Annotated in this window: 9 protein-coding genes; 6 read left to right on the forward strand and 3 right to left on the reverse strand. The window is 73.3% G+C overall.

Going from position 1 to position 14,648, the window contains the following annotated elements; all coding sequences use genetic code 11:
- The first annotated feature begins 62 nt into the window (after positions 1 to 62).
- The 5 genes from ACFYZQ_RS15285 to ACFYZQ_RS15305 all read left to right on the forward strand — a co-directional run bounded on the left by ACFYZQ_RS15285 (position 63) and on the right by ACFYZQ_RS15305 (position 8,203).
- On the forward strand, positions 63 to 2,006 hold the full coding sequence (locus ACFYZQ_RS15285; RefSeq protein WP_389146815.1) for a serine protease: 1,944 nt from the start codon (positions 63 to 65) through the stop codon (positions 2,004 to 2,006).
- Entirely contained in the window at positions 2,003 to 4,315 is a 2,313-nt protein-coding gene (locus ACFYZQ_RS15290; protein WP_389146818.1) for a tetratricopeptide repeat protein, read from the forward strand. Before ACFYZQ_RS15285 ends, ACFYZQ_RS15290 begins: the two co-directional genes overlap by 4 nt.
- A 68-nt stretch (positions 4,316 to 4,383) precedes the next feature.
- Positions 4,384 to 5,898 carry a VWA domain-containing protein gene (locus ACFYZQ_RS15295; RefSeq protein WP_389146820.1) on the forward strand — a complete coding sequence of 505 codons (1,515 nt, stop codon included), beginning with the start codon at positions 4,384 to 4,386 and terminating at the stop codon, positions 5,896 to 5,898.
- Entirely contained in the window at positions 5,895 to 6,902 is a 1,008-nt protein-coding gene (locus ACFYZQ_RS15300; RefSeq protein WP_389146822.1) for a hypothetical protein, read from the forward strand. The genes ACFYZQ_RS15295 and ACFYZQ_RS15300 overlap by 4 nt, the downstream gene beginning before the upstream one ends.
- Entirely contained in the window at positions 6,899 to 8,203 is a 1,305-nt protein-coding gene (locus ACFYZQ_RS15305; protein ID WP_389146825.1) for an ABC transporter substrate-binding protein, read from the forward strand. Before ACFYZQ_RS15300 ends, ACFYZQ_RS15305 begins: the two co-directional genes overlap by 4 nt.
- 18 nt (positions 8,204 to 8,221) lie before the next feature.
- Here the strand turns inward: ACFYZQ_RS15305 and ACFYZQ_RS15310 are convergent, their stop codons facing one another.
- A complete protein-coding gene (locus ACFYZQ_RS15310) occupies positions 8,222 to 9,376 on the reverse strand; it encodes a magnesium and cobalt transport protein CorA (RefSeq protein ID WP_389146828.1) in 1,155 nt (384 codons plus the stop codon).
- A 155-nt stretch (positions 9,377 to 9,531) separates the two neighbouring features.
- Here ACFYZQ_RS15310 and ACFYZQ_RS15315 point away from each other — a divergent pair, with 155 nt between their 5' ends.
- Positions 9,532 to 10,656, forward strand: coding sequence for a winged helix DNA-binding domain-containing protein (locus tag ACFYZQ_RS15315; RefSeq protein ID WP_389146831.1), 1,125 nt, complete (start codon positions 9,532 to 9,534; stop codon positions 10,654 to 10,656).
- 102 nt (positions 10,657 to 10,758) lie between these two features.
- Here the strand turns inward: ACFYZQ_RS15315 and ACFYZQ_RS15320 are convergent, their stop codons facing one another.
- Together ACFYZQ_RS15320 and ACFYZQ_RS15325 are read right to left on the reverse strand one after the other, a co-directional pair.
- On the reverse strand, positions 10,759 to 11,550 hold the full coding sequence (locus ACFYZQ_RS15320) for a S1 family peptidase (RefSeq protein ID WP_389146834.1): 792 nt from the start codon (positions 11,548 to 11,550) through the stop codon (positions 10,759 to 10,761).
- Positions 11,551 to 11,750: 200 nt separating this feature from the next.
- The gene (locus ACFYZQ_RS15325) at positions 11,751 to 14,567 is read right to left on the reverse strand and encodes an AAA family ATPase (protein ID WP_389146836.1); all 2,817 of its coding nucleotides are present in this window, start codon (positions 14,565 to 14,567) and stop codon (positions 11,751 to 11,753) included.
- Positions 14,568 to 14,648 lie beyond the last annotated feature (81 nt).

Here is a 14,648-nt window from a genome sequence, read left to right on the forward strand (position 1 = left end):
TCTGCGGGGACTCTGTGCACATCAGTGGTACCTGAGAGTCATCGGGAGTAACCTCACAAGACATGGCAGGCACGGGGGAGCGAGCCGTCGAACTGGACTTACGCACACCGCGGTGGATCGCCCGCATCCACCACGCGGAGGGACACGTGGTGGGCGCGGGGGTGCTGCTGAGCCCCGACCGGGTGCTCACCTGCGCCCATGTCGTCGAGCCGGGACGGCACTACGTCGTCCGCTTCGTCGGGGCCGCGGCCGACACCGTTCCGGCGGTGTCGGCGTCCGTCAGCGAGCGGGAGTGGATCCCGGAGGAGACGGACGCCTTCGGCGACCGCGCCGGCGACCTCGCCCTGCTCCGCCTCGCCGAACCCAGACCCGCCGAGGACGCCACCCGGCTGCACCGTCTCGCCACCGCACGGCAGGGCGTCCGGATGTACGGCTTCCCGTGGGGCGACGACGGCGGCCGGTGGCACGGCGGCACCGTCGTCGGCGGCCGGGGCCGGGACGGTCAGGTCCAGCTCCGTCCCGACACCCCCGGGGAACTGGCCAGCCCCGGATTCAGCGGCGGGGGCGTCGTCGACCTCGCGACGGGCCGGGTCATCGGCATCGTGCTCAGCGTCGACGAGGGGCGTCCCTCGCTCTTCACGTACATGAGCCCCGCCGAGACCATCCTCCGCCACCTCCCTCAGGTCGGCGCCTGGACCGCCGGCCGGTCCGCCGTCGACCCCGGGCTGCACCCCAAGCAGGGCACCGGCGAACTGGACGTGGAGTTCGCCACCGAACTGGCGGGCTGGTTCCGCGGCGAGGGATGGCCGGTGCTGGTCACCGTCGTCCCGGCCAGCGGCCGCCGGGCCTGGACCCTGGGCCGGGCCATCACGCTGGCCGACCGCGAACTGCGCACCCGGCGCAACACCAGCCGGTTCTCCGACGACCCGCCTGCCACGGTTCCCCCGGCCGGCAGCCACGACCTGGCCCTCGGCGTCCAGGGCATGACCGTCGACCAGGTCTGCGAACGCGTCGCCGAACGGCTCGGTGTCCCCATGGATCCGCTCGGCGGTCTGCCGCAGCAGATCGCCGAGGCGCGCACACCGCTCGCCGCCGTCCTCGTGGGCGTCGACATGGCGGCCGAGCCCGCCCCGCTGCTCGGCCTGCTGGAGCGGCTCGCCGACCAGGGGGCCCGGCTGCTGCTGGTGTTCCGCGAAGAGGACGGGCTCGCCGCACAGGCCGAGGAGACCCTGGTGCGGCGGCCGTTGCCGGAGCGCTGGAGCAGGATGCGCGCCGAACTCGACCGGATCACCGACCGGCTCGGCCCGGCCCTGCACGAGCGTCTCGACCGCGTGCTGCCGCAGCCCGGCACCCAGGAGCTGATCGCCCGGGCCGACGACGGCTTCCGGCGCACCCTCGTCCTGCGCGAACAGGTGGCGGCCCGTCAGGTACCCGAACCACGGCACGCCGAGGACCTGTTCGTCTACGAGGCGGCCGCCCGCCGCCGCAGACGGCGCCTGGAGCAGGCCGTCGACGCCCTCGACTCCCGTCTGAGGCGCCGTGACGAACTGCGCGGCCGGGTCGCCGGGGTCTGGGCCCTGTGGCGGCAGAGACCCGGGCCGCCGGACATCCCCCGGGACCTGGAGGCCTACCGGCTCTACGAATCCGCCCTGCGCCTGCTGCGCCGCACACCCTGCGACATCGAGGAGGCCGAGGCCGCGGTCGAGGCGTTCGTCGCCTTCGGGGCCGGACGTCCGGACGGGGAGGCGGTACCGGGCGGCACCGGTGACGGCCCCGGGGTGGCGGCCCCCGCCGACGCCCTCGCCGACGCCGACGCCGACGCCGACGACACGGCCCGTGACCGCGGCGCCGACCCGGACCCGGGTCGAGGCGTCCCGGGTGCGCACGGCGGCGCGAGTGCGGCAGGCGTCTCCCCGGCCGCCCCCGCCGCCCGGGGACCGTGGCGCCTGCGCGGCGCGGGCGGGGCTCCCGGTCCCGGCAGCGCCGGCGGGAAGGGGGCGTCGTGACGACCTGCAACCGGCCCGGCTGCACGGGCCGCATCATGGCCACGGGTTTCTGCGGCACCTGCGGCCACCGCGACACGAGCCCGCCCCGCGAACGGGGACAGGACAAACCCCGCGACCCGTCGCGCCCCCCGGCCGGGAAGCGCCGTGCACGCCAGACCCTGTCCCCCGTCCACGCCGTGGCCGGCACCGGCGGACTCGACCAGCACGGCCTCGTCGTACTGCCCGACGTTCCGGTCCCGGACCTGGACGAACTCCTCGCCGAGGAGCACCTGCCACCGACCGAGGGCCGCCCGTGCGGCTTCAACGGCTGCACCATGACGGTCGGCGTCGGCTACGGCGGCCAGCAGCCCCGGCTCACCGGCCGCTGCCCGCGGTGCGGCACGCCCTACTCCTTCCTGCCCGAACTGAACCCCGGCGACGAGGTCGACCACTACCGGATCCTGGGCTCCCTCCCGGACAGCGGCCTCTCCTGGGTCCACCTCGCCGCGGACACCCAGGCGCAGGGCATGCACGTGGTGCTCAAGGGCCTCCTCAACGTCCACGACGCCCTGGCCCGTCACAAGGCGGTCGAGGAACAGCGCTCGCTCACCGAGCTGCACCACCCCGACATCGTCCGGCTCATCACCTACACCGAACACCAGGTCCCCGACCGCCCCCGAAGCGGCTACCTGGTCATGGACTACATCGCCGGCCGCTCCCTGAAACGGCTCTTCGACTCCGCCGACCTCACCCACGTCTTCAACGGCCGCCCCCGCCTCGACCACGTCCTCACCTACGGCTGCAAGATCCTCGGCGCGCTGCAGTACATGCACGAACGCGGGCTGCTCTACTGCGACATGAAGCCCTCCAACGTCGTCCACTTCGGACGGGAGATAAAGGTCGTCGACCTGGGCGCGGTCCGCGCGATCGGCGACCACCACTCCAGACCCGTGTACACCAAGCACTACGCGCCGCCCCCCGAGGAGATCAAGAAGCGCGGCTGGCACGTCGACACCGACCTCTACACGGTGGGCAGGACCCTGGGCGAACTGGCCCGCAGCGCCGAGCCGGCTCCCGGCCTCGCCGCGGACTCCTTCCGGTTGATCATCGAGCGGGCCACCCACGGCGAACCCCGGGCCAGATTCCACTCGGCGGCCGAGATGTCCCGCCAACTGTGGGAGGTACTCAGGGAGTTCCGCTCACTGCAGTTCGGTGAGCAACTGCCCGAGAGCTCCACCCGGTTCTCGCTCACGGACGCCGTGCTCGACGCCGGTCTCGGTGCCATTCCCCCACTCGGTCACTGGACGGACCGCACCGGTGGCGGCCCCCCGCGCGGACTCTCCTTCAGCGCACCGCCCGCCGCCGAGGTGGCCGGCGCCCTGCCCCAGCCCGTCCCCGACCCCGGCGACGGCGCGGCCCTGCTGCTGGACACCTTCCCGCCGGACGCCCCCGACCGGGTCGCCGAGCAGTGGCGGCGCGAGTCCCGGCTCGGCACCGTCGAGACCGCGCTGTGGCTGTGCCGCGCCTACCTCCGCGCAGGGCGGCAGGACAAGGCCGAGAAATGGCTCGCCGAGGCCGCGACCCAGCTCGGCGAGCAGGACGCCAGATACGACTGGCGGATCTCCTGGCACCGCGGTGTCCTGCACCTCAGCGGATCGGACGTGAAGGCGGCCGGCAAGCGCTTCGACGCGGTGTTCCAGGCGCTGCCCGGCGAGTACGTGCCCAAGCTCGCCCTCGGCTACTGCGCGGAGCGGCACGCCGAGACCTACGCGGCCGGCGGTGAGGAGCTGAACCGAGAGGCCCAGACCGACCGGGCCATGAGGTTCTACGAGGCCGTGTGGAAAAGGGACTTCGGCCACGCCCCGGCCGCGTTCGGACTGGCCCGCGGCCATCTGGCCTCCGGCCGGCGCGATGAGGCGGTACGGGTCCTCGACGACGTCCCCTCCACCTCCCGGCACTACGAAACCGCCCGGGTCGCCGCCGTACGCATCCGGGCCGGCACCCTGCGGGGCCGCCCGCCGTCCGTCGCCGACCTGAGGGACGCGGCCCGGCGGCTGCCCCTGCTCCGCCTCGACGGCGGAGAGAGCGACGGCGCGTCCCGGGCACGGCTGGTCGCCGAGGTGCGGGAGAACGTCCTCGGCTGCTGGCCAGAGCAGGGCTGGGGGCCCGACTTCCCGGCCGGAACGCTGTTCGGGTCCGGCACCGAGAACGCGCTCCGGGAACTGCTGGAGCAGTCCTTCCGCCGGCTGGCCGGACAGGCGCACACCGCGGACGAGCACGGCCGGCTGCTGGACCTGGCCAACACCGTCCGTCCGATGACCAACTTCTGACCGAGCGCCATGAGCGCGCAGCGCATGAGCGTGTACCGAACGAGCGTGGACCGAGGGGGAGTTCCGCGATGAGCGAGACCGGCGCCGTAGAGGTGACTCTGAAGGTCGGCCAGAACAAGCACCTGTCCACCGTGCCGGCATCGGCCGGCCCGCCCGGCCGTGCGGAGATGCACGCCATCCTGGAGGTCGGGGTCAGAAGCACCGGCGGCCCCGCGTCCGGCCGGCGCGAGGGGCTGGGCGCCGCCCTGGCCCAGGTCCTGATCATCGACACCTCGAAGTCGATGCTGCACCCCGAGACGAAACTGCACGCCGCCAAGGACGCCACGGTCGCCGCCGTCCGGCTGCTGCCCGACGGCGCCGCCTTCGCGGTGCTGTCCGGGCGCTACGAGGCGACCGTGGTCCATCCCTCCGGCACCGGAGTGCTGGCCGTCGCCGACCCGCGGGAGCGCGCGGCCGCCGAGTACGCCGTACGGCTGCTGGACGCGGACGGCGGCACGGCCATCGGCCCCTGGCTCGACCTCGCCCGGCTGCTGCTGCAGGAGCAGCAGGCGCCCGTCAAGCACGTCCTGCTGCTCACGGACGGACGCAACGAGCACGACGAACGCAGGACGCACAAACGGCTGGAGACCGTGCTCCGCGCCTGCGAGCAGCAGTTCGTCTGTGACGTCTGGGGCATCGGCGACGACTGGGACGCGGAGCTCCTGCTGCACATCGCCGGCCGGCTCCAGGGACACGCGGCCGCGGTCCGGGAGGAGTCCGAGCTGCCCGCGGCGTACGAGGAGCTGATGGGCAGAGTGCTCGGCACCGCGCTCCCCGAGGTGCGCATCCGGCTGACCCCCGCCCGGGGCACCGAGATCCGGGAGGTCAAACAGGTGGTGCCGAGCGAACAGGAGCTCCGCCCCGCCGGCGCCGAGCCGGACGCCGGCGGCACCGACTACGTCACCCGGGGCTGGACCGACGAGGTCCGGCAGTACCAGGTCGTCCTCACCGCCGACCCCTCCGGCCGGGAACTCGGCGAGGACCTCCAGCTCGCCGCCGTCGAACTGCTCGTACCCGGCACGAAGCCCTCCGTACGGCTGCCCGCCCCGCAGCCGATCCTGGTCAACTGGAGCGACAACCCCGACGACGTCTCCGCGCCCCACCCCGGTGTGGAGCGCCATCGGCTCTACCGGCAGTGCTACGAGGCGGTCGCCGAGGCCTACCGGGCCTGGCGGCGGGGCGCGGACGGCCGTGCGCGGGCGGGTGAGGAACTCGCCAGGGCCCTTTCGCTCGCCGACCGGCTCGGCGACGCGCGGCTGCGGGACGAGCTGCTGCGGGTCGCCGACCGGGACGCCGAACCCCCGCACGAGGTCCATGTCCGCGACGGACTGAAGGGCGTCGACTGGGAGCATCAGCTCCTCTCCAGCGCCAGGACCACCTCGCACGAACCGGAGGGCGCCCCTGAATACCCTCCCGTCGGCCCCGGACCGGCCGCTGACGGCGCCGGCGGGCTGATGGAGTGCCCGCACTGCGGCTGGCTCGGCCCGACCGGGTCCCGTTTCTGCGGCGGCAAGTGCGGCAGGCCGTTGGGCGAGTCCGCATGAGGGCGGCGACACCGGCCCGCGACACGGTGGAACAGCCCGCCCCGGCCGCCCTGTCCCGCCTCCTCGACCGGATCGGCGGCCACCGCGGTGGCGGCGCGGGCAGCACGACGGCCCGCGAGCTGACCCTGCGCCACCGGCTGCTGCTCGGCCTCAGCGCAGCGCTCACCCTCGCCCTGTTCCTCTCCTACGAGGGGGTGCACGGCGACGCCGACCCGCTGCGCACCGACAGCGCGCCCGCCGTACTGGCCATCGACACGGCACACTTCGCGCTCACGAATGCCGACGACGAGGCCAAGTCCCGCACTCCCTCCATCGATGAGATGCAGACGCAGATCTCGGTTGCCTCGCAGAGCCTGGCAGCAGCCGCCGCCGACGTGGTGGGCGGCGCGTCCGGCCGGCAGACCCTGAACACGGTCACCGGACTGATCGCCGGCTACACCGGCAACGTCTACAAGGCGTTGGGCGAGCCCGACGGCAGCCCGCTACGAAGGGCATACCTCCACTACGCCCGCAGCATGCTGCGCGACAAGGACACCGGAATCCTGCCCCGGCTGGAGACGCTGCAGAAGCGGCAGCTGGCCATGGTGAACAGCCAGACCCGCTTCGGCTGGTCGCTCTGGCTCGGCTGGAGCGTCGCCCTGCTGCTCGTGCTCACCCTGGCCGCCGCGCTGCTGGAGACCCAGGTCTTCCTGCGCCGCCGGTTCCACCGCCGGTACAGCAGGCCCCTGCTGGCGGCCGGAGCCCTCCTCGGCGGCGGGACCGTGACGCTGGTGCTCTTCACCCTGTGGACGCACCAGGGTATGGCGGACACACGCCACCGGCTCCCGGGGGGACACGGGTCCGACATCCCCGAGGTGGGGCGGCAGGTCGCCGACCACCTGGCGAACACCGGCTTCCGTGCGGCGGCAGCCGTGTGGATCCTCATAGGAGGGATCGTGCTCATGGCACTGACCGATTCGGTCCTGCGACGCCACCTCAACGACTACCGGTTCGTCCCCCGGTGAGCGCCCCTGACGACGGCCGCACCTCGGCCGTCCCCGCCCGCCGGCGCGGCCCCTCCCGCCGCATGGTCCGCACCGTCGTCGCCGTGGCGAGCTGTCTGGCCCTGGTCGCGGTCGCCGCGGTCGTGGCCGTGCGCCACTTCGGCAAGGAACCGACGGTGACCCTGTTGGCCAACTGGACCGGCGCCGAGGCGCGGCGGTTCCAGGCGGACGTGCTCGCCCCCTTCGAGAAGCGGCATCACATCCACGTCGACTACCAGGGCAGCTCCGCCGAGAGCCAGGTGCTCAGCGCCGACGTGGAAGCGGGCACCCAGCCCGACATCGCCGTCCTCACCGGTCCCGGCGAACTCGCCTCCTACTATCACGATCGCCGGCTCAAGCCCGTCGGCGATCTGATACCCAAGAACGCCTTCGGCGCCTCCTGGACCCCCTCGTTCGGCGGCAAGGTCTACTGGTTCCCGCTGAAGGCGGATCTCAAGAGCATCGTCTGGTACCCCAGCGGGACGAGCGAGAAGCAGCTCGTGAGAGCCGCCCATGAGCCGGGCCAGTGGTGCCTGGGGATGGGCTCCGGCGCCACCAGCGGCTGGCCGGGCACGGACTGGATCGAGGACATCCTCCTCCAGCGTTACGGCTCGCGGACGTACGACCAGTGGGCGAGCGGCGCGCTCCCCTGGACCTCCCCGCCCGTGCGGAAAGCCTGGAACGCCTGGAGGAACATGGTCCGCGCCGAAGGTGACCCGGACCTCGTCGGGCGCGCTCTGGAGACCGACTACGGCGATGCGTCCGCCCTGGCCGGCGAGGGGAAGTGCAGTCTGGAACACCAGGGCTCCTTCGTCGGCGCCAAGAAGGGCTGGCAGAAGAGGAAGGGCGTGTACCGGTCGTCCTCCCCGCTGCTGGGCGGAAAGGCCGACTCCCACGACTGGGAGGTCTCCGGTGACCTGGTCGCCCTGCTGAACTCGACTCCGCAGTCCCGGGAGCTCATCCGCTACCTGGCGTCCGCCGAGGCACAGCGGCAGTGGAGTCGCGGGGGGACCGGCTTCTCCGTCAACGCCGGTGTCAAGGAGAGCGACTACCCGGACAAGCAGCGCCGCTCGCTCGCCCACACCCTGCGCGATCAGCAGGCCATGCACTGCTTCGACGCCTCCGACGCCATGCCCCCCTCGGTGCGCGACGCCTTCGCCCGGGCCACCATCGACTTCCTGGCCGACCCGCGCCGCCTGGACTCCCTGCTCAGGAACCTGGTCGCGCTCAGCAGCGAGTCGGACCTGACCTGGCTGGGGTCGGTGTGCGCCACCGGATCCTGAGGGGGGCAGGAGCCCCGCCTAGAGCCAGTCCCGCCGCTTGAAGACGACGTACAGGGCGGTGCAGACGACCCCCATCAGGACGATCGCGAAGGGATACCCGAAGAACCAGCCCAGCTCGGGCATGTGCCGGAAGTTCATGCCGTAGATGGTCCCGACGAGCGTGGGCGCGAACAGGATCGCCGCCCAGCTCGAGATCTTCTTGACCTCTTCGTTCTGCTCGAAGCCCGCCTCCGCGAGCGCCCGCATCTCCGCGTTCTGCTGCTGGGAGACCAGGGTGGCGTTCACCGTGAGGATCTCGGTGAGGGCCTGGCGGAAGCCGTCGACGCGTTCACTGGTGTGGGTGACGTGGTCGGCGACGTCGCGGAGGTAGCGCTGGAGTTCCTCGTCCGTCCCGTACTTGGCGAAGCCGGCCATCAGGGCGTGCAGCATGCCGACCAGGGGCCGGGTCGCGCGCTGGAACTCGACCGTCTCGCGGGAGAGTTCGTAGATACGGCGGGAGACCTCGGGGTCGCCGCGGAACACCTCCGTCTCGATCTCGTCGATGTCGTTCTGGACGCCCGCGACGACCGGCGCGTAGCCGTCCACGACCGCGTCGAGGATGGCGTACAGCACCGCTTCCGGGCCGAGCCGCAGCAGCTCGGGGGAGTCCTCCATACGGCGGCGGACGGCGGAGAGGTCCGGGGCGGCGCCGTGCCGGACGGTGATGACGAAGTCGCGGCCCACGAAGACGTGCAGCTCGCCGAAGTCGACCTCCTCGGGCGCGTCCAGATAGCGGGCCGCGCGCAGCACGACGAACAGCGTGTCGCCGTACCGCTCCAGCTTCGGCCGCTGGTGCGCCTCCATCGCGTCCTCGACCGCGAGCGGATGCAGACCGAACTCCGCGGCGAGGGAATGGAGTTCCTGCTCCGTGGGGCGGGCGAGCCCGATCCACGCCATGCCCGACGGCTGCTCGCGCAACTCGTGATAGGTGTCGGCAAGGGTCTCGGGGGTGCCGACGCGCACCCCGTCGCGGTACAGGGCCGCCTGGACGACGCTCGCGGTCTCGGCCGGGGCGGCAGGCCCGGGGGACGGCGCCGGCGACTCCCCGGCCGCCGGCTCCTCCGGGGGCAGGCCGCGCCGCCAGACGGATCTACGGAGGGTCCTCGAGACGGGGAGGGCGCGTCGCTCGTGCATCGAGAGCTGCCTCTCGGTAGGCCTGCGTCGGCGTGATCAGCCAGCAGGATACCCACGGCCCGCCGACCGGGGCCGGATGCGCGGTGCGGAAACCGGTGGGAGTCGCCGAGCGATTGCGGACCGAGGGTGTCCGCGATGGGCGTTAGCGTGCGGTCATGACGAAGCGGAGCACGAACAGGACGACGACCGCGCCGGCCCCGGTGCTCGGCCCCCGCGCCCTGAGCCGCGCGACCCTCGACCGGCAACTGCTGCTGCGCCGTTCGGCCCTGTCCGCCCGGGATGCCGTGGAGCATCTGGTGGGGCTGCAGGCGCAGAACGTCAAACCGCCCTACTACGCGCTCGCCGCCCGGCTCGACGGGTTCCTGCCCGAGGACCTCTCCCGGCTCATGGCGGACCGCACGGTCGCCCGAGTCGTCACGCTGCGCTCGACCATCCACACCCATACGGCCGACGACTGCCTCACCCTGCGCCCGCTGGTGCAGCCGGCCCGAGACCGTGAGCTGAACTCCTTCCGCAAGGGGCTCACCGGAGTCGACCTGGACGAACTCGCCGCGCTCGCCCGTGATCTGGTGGAGGCCGAGCCGCGCACCATGGCACAGTTGCGCGAGGCCCTGTCCGCCCGATGGCCCCACGCCGACGCCCGGGCCCTCGCCGTCGCCGCCCGCTGCAGGCTGCCGCTCGTCCAGGTCACCCCGCGCGGCCTGTGGGGGCACAGCGGCCAGGTCGCCCTGACCACCGCCGAGCACTGGCTGGGCCGTCCCGCCGAGCCTTCCCCGGCCCCGGACGCCGTCGTACTGCGCTACCTCGCCGCCTTCGGGCCGGCATCCGTGCAGGACATGCAGACCTGGGCGGGCCTCACCCGGCTGGGCGCGGCCTTCGAACGCCTGCGCCCACGGCTCGTCACCTTCCGGGACGTGGGCGGCGTGGAACTCTTCGACCTGCCCGACGCGCCGCGCCCCGACCCGGACACCCCGGCCCCGCCCCGTTTCCTGCCCGAGTTCGACAACCTGCTCCTGTCCCACGCCGACCGCACACGCGTCGTCCCCCCGGAGCACCGGGGACGCAACTGGCAGGGCAACCAGGCCCACCGCGTCCTGCTCGTTGACGGCTTCCTGGCCGGCCTGTGGAAGCTGGACGGCGAGGCGCTGGTCGTCGAGCTCCTCGGCCCGCTGACCGGGGCTCAGCGCGAGGAGGTGGCCCAGGAGGGGAGCCGGATGCTGGAGACGATGCACCCCGGGGAGTCGTACGACATACGCTTCGGCACCGTCGTAGGGCGGTGAGGCCGCCCGGGACCATGGAAAGGGGGGCGTTGCGGGCCGCTCGTGGAGGCCCGCAGCGCCCCCCTGTCATCTACCCGAGGGATGCTCGGGAAGCTTTCCCGGTTACGAGTTGACCTGCGCGGTCACCAGGTTCGAGAAGGTGGTCAGCCGGGTGTAGACACCCGGGTAACCGGCCTCCGCGCACCCCTCTCCCCAGGAAGTGATCCCTGCCAGGACGCCCCCGATGAGCAGGGGACCGCCGCTGTCGCCCTGGCAGGTGTCCACACCGCCGGAGGTGTATCCGGCGCAAACCATGTCGGTCTGGACGAAGTCCGAACCGTAGGAGCTCTTGCAGCTCGAGTCGGACACGATGGGCACGGTCGCGGTCCGCAGCTGGTTGGAGGAGCTGCCGTTCTCCGAGGTGGTGCCCCAGCCGAGGATGCGGGCCGTGGTCCCGGCCGCGTACACACCGGTCTGGGAGGAGGAGACGTACGACGCCGGGGTGTACGACATCGACGTCGACAGGGTCAGCACGGCCACGTCGTCGCCGTTGGTGGCGTCGGTGTAGTCCGGGTTGATCCAGATCTTGCTGACCTTGCTGACCGTGCCGTTGGTGCCGTTGAGGTACGTCCGGCCGCCGACCACCCGGACGCCGCCGGTGGTCTCGCCGACCATGCAGTGCGCGGCCGTGACGACCTTCTTCGCCGCCACCAGGGTGCCGCCACAGAACTGGTTACCGGAGGCGTCGGTGATCTGCATCATGAACGGGTACGCCGTCGTCGTGGTCGTCGTGCCACCGACGATGGGCTCGGGGGCGGCCACAGCGGTGGGGGCGGCGAGCAGTGCGGTCGCGGCGGCGGCAGCGGTCGCCGCGACGACGGCGGCGGTCTTTCTTGCGCGGTTGAGCCCGAACATGAGTCTCCTCAGTGGGGTTGCCGGTGGGGGGACGCGCGGGTGGGGTGAAGCACGAAGGTCGCGGGACCGACCCCCGTATGCCCGGGCGAGCGGCATGGGTTCAAGCTAGGACCCGGAACAGCCTCCTCCCAATGAGGGAACCCCCTAGTGGAGTGGGGCAGGGAAAACCCTCGGTCCGGCTCAGTAAACCTGGCGGGTTGTCACTTCGCGCGGCGTCCTGCCGCCAATCGGACGATGTCCACCCGCGAACGGATCCCCAGCTTGCGGTAGACCCGGGTCAGCGTCGCCTCGACCGTCTTGACGCTGATGAACAGGCGGGCGGCGATCTCCCGGTTGGTGGCGCCCTCCATGACGAGGGCCGCGACCTGACGCTCCATCGAGGCCAGTCCCTCCAGCGCGTCGAGCGCGGCGGGCGGGGCGACCACCGGCTCCGGATCGGGCTCAGGCGCGCTGACGGCCGCCTCCACCTGGCGCAGCCAGGGCAGTGCCCGGCACCGGCGGAACAGCCGGGCGGCCTCGTCGTACGCCGTCGGTCCCGGCCGTGCGGCGCGCAGCTGGGCCAGCAGGAAGGCGGCCCGGGCCTCCTCCAGGCCGTGGCCGAGCTTGGCGAGCCGGTCCTGGGCCGACGTCAACTGGGCGATCGCCGCGTCGCGTTCGCCCTGGGCGGCGCGGACCAGGGCCTCGGCGCGGTCCAGCACCGCGAGCACGCTCTCCCGGCCGAGCCGCAGCGCGTGTGCGCGGGTGACCTCGATGACGTCCTGTGCCTCATCGTGCGAGCCGATCCGCACGAGAGCCTCGGCGAGGTCTCCGTGCCAGCGGCCGCGTGCCGGGTCGGTGATGCCCAGGGCGCCCTCCAGCTCCCGCACCCGGCGCAGCGAGCGCACCGCGCCCGCCGGGTCCCCGGCCACCAGCTGGGCGTAGCCGAGTGCGCCCAGGGCCCGGGACAGGTACATCTGGTCGCCGTCCTGCTCGGCGTGCTCCACCGCCTCCCGGGCCAGCGCGAGCGCCCGGTCGACATCGCCGCCGGAGGCCTCCGCGAGGGAGGTGAGCATGCCGGAGGCCGTCTCGCCGATCCCGGAGTCCCGGGCCAGGGCGAGGCTCTCGCGGGCCAGCTCCAGTGCCCGGCCGCAGTGCCCGGAGCGCAGTTCGGTCTCGGCGAGCCCGCGCAGGAAGTGCACCTCGCTCTCCACCGAGCCGCGCCGTCGCACCTCGCGCAGCAGGGCGGTGACCGTCGCTCGCGCCTCGGCCAGCTGGTCGCCCATGACCAGCCAGCGGAACCGGGCGCTGCCGGCGCCGTTGTGATGGCACGCCACCCTCGGGTCCTGCGGCTCCTTCATGGCGCGCTTGATGGTGAGGGGGGCCGCCGGATGGCCCATCAGGGTCTCGATCTGCGCCAGGAAGGCCAGCGCCAGCAGCTCGGTGCGCCGGTCGCCGCCACGCTCGGCGAGCTCCGCGGTGTGCGCGGCGGCCTGGCGGGCCTCGGTGAAGTCGCCCTCCACGATCAGCGCCCGCCATGCCATCTGGTAGTGCACGAGGGCGAGCAGGCGCGGGTCGTCGCCGGCGTCGGCCAGGGCCTGCGGGAAGACCGCGTCGACCTCGGTCATGGTGTGGCCGGCGGTCTCGATCACGACCATCCAGGCCCGCACCCGGTCGGCGGGCACGGTCGCCCGGGTCAGCACCTCGCGGGCGATGTCCCGGGCGAGGTCGACCTCCCCGGCGGTGATGGCGTCCTCGGCGGCCTGCAACCGGCGCTCGTCCGGGCCGGGCAGGCCGTCGGCGGGGGTGTGCCGGGCGGCGAGCAGACCGAGCTGCGCGGCGACGGACGGCGCCCCGCGGTCCCGGGACAGCGCGGCGGCCTCGGCGAGCCGGGCGGCCGTCTCCGGGTCGGTGCCGGTGGTGGCCAGCGCCAGGTGGCGGGCCCGCTCTATCGGGTCCGGGGCGGCGGTGGACAGCGCGGCGTGCGCGGCCCGCCGCTCGTGGGCGGGGGCCTCGGCGTACAGGGCGGCGGAGATCAGCGGGTGCGCGAACCGTACGGCGGGGTCTTCCGGCTCGGTGGCCAGCAGGCCGAGTTCGGCGGCCTGGGCGCACTCGGCCTCGGCGTTCTCCCGGCCGGCCGCGTGCAGCAGGGCGGGTGTGGGCCGCGCCCCCGCGCTCGCCACCAGCAGCGTGCGGCGGGCCTCCACGGAGAGCATGTCGAGGCGGCTGAGCACCAGGGCGCGCAGCGAGGTGGGCACCGGCAGCGGCTCGCCGGGCCTCGGCGGGGTGGGGTTCTCGGCGATGGCGCGGCCGAGCTCCAGGGCGAAGAGCGGGTTGCCGCCGCTGGTGCGGTGGATCTCGCGGACGGTGGAGCGGGGCAGGCCCGAGTAGCCGCGGTGGTCGAGCAGGGCGGAGACCTGGGTGCGGGTCAGGGGGCCCAGCCGGACGGCGAGGGTGTCGGGCGGGGACGCGCGTAGATGACGGTCGTACTCCTGACCCTCGGTGCGCACCGCGCACAGCAGTTGGACCGGGGTGTCGCCCAGGCGGCGGGCGGCGAAGCCGAGGAGTTCGGCGCTGGCCGGGTCCAGCCACTGCAGGTCGTCGGCGACCACGAGGACGGTGCCCTCGGCGGCCAGCGCGCGCAGCGCGGACAGCACGGCGAGCCGCAGGGCGAGGCCGTCGCGCTGGAGGCTGGACTCGCCGCGGCCGGTGAGCGCGGACTCCAAGGCGGTGGCCTGGGCGGAGGGCAGCCGGGCGGACACCCGGTCGAGGACCAGGCCGAGGAGGTCGGCGAGCGCGAGGAAGGGGAGGTGGGATTCGGACTCGGTGGCCGAGCAGCGCAACACGGTGTGGGCGGCACCGCCGTATTCCGCCGCCAGCGCCCGCAGGACGGTCGATTTCCCTATTCCGGCGGGGCCGTGGAGCAGGACGCTGCCGCCTCGGGTGAGCTGCTCGTGGGCGGCCGTGAACAGTTCCTCCCGGGCGATGACCAGGTCGGGGCGGCATCGAGCAGGCTCCTGGAAGTCCCGTCGCACGGTCACCGCTCCCCTCGTGTGTCGTGTCCGGGCCAAATTCTAGGCAACAAACCCCGAAATACTGGCGGAAGGCGTGGTGAGGGTAAT

It is taken from the genome of Streptomyces sp. NPDC001843 (assembly GCF_042891955.1).
In the GTDB taxonomy this organism is placed as follows: domain Bacteria; phylum Actinomycetota; class Actinomycetes; order Streptomycetales; family Streptomycetaceae; genus Streptomyces.

Bases quoted from the DNA above. Each gene is read 5' to 3' on its own strand.
- ACFYZQ_RS15315 (WP_389146831.1), top strand. From the start codon at position 9,532: ATGACGAAGCGGAGCACGAACAGGACGACGACCGCGCCGGCCCCGGTG.
- ACFYZQ_RS15295 (WP_389146820.1), top strand. From the start codon at position 4,384: ATGAGCGAGACCGGCGCCGTAGAGGTGACTCTGAAGGTCGGCCAGAAC.
- ACFYZQ_RS15320 (WP_389146834.1), bottom strand. From the start codon at position 11,550: ATGTTCGGGCTCAACCGCGCAAGAAAGACCGCCGCCGTCGTCGCGGCG.
- ACFYZQ_RS15310 (WP_389146828.1), bottom strand. From the start codon at position 9,376: ATGCACGAGCGACGCGCCCTCCCCGTCTCGAGGACCCTCCGTAGATCC.
- ACFYZQ_RS15300 (WP_389146822.1), top strand. From the start codon at position 5,895: ATGAGGGCGGCGACACCGGCCCGCGACACGGTGGAACAGCCCGCCCCG.
- ACFYZQ_RS15285 (WP_389146815.1), top strand. From the start codon at position 63: ATGGCAGGCACGGGGGAGCGAGCCGTCGAACTGGACTTACGCACACCG.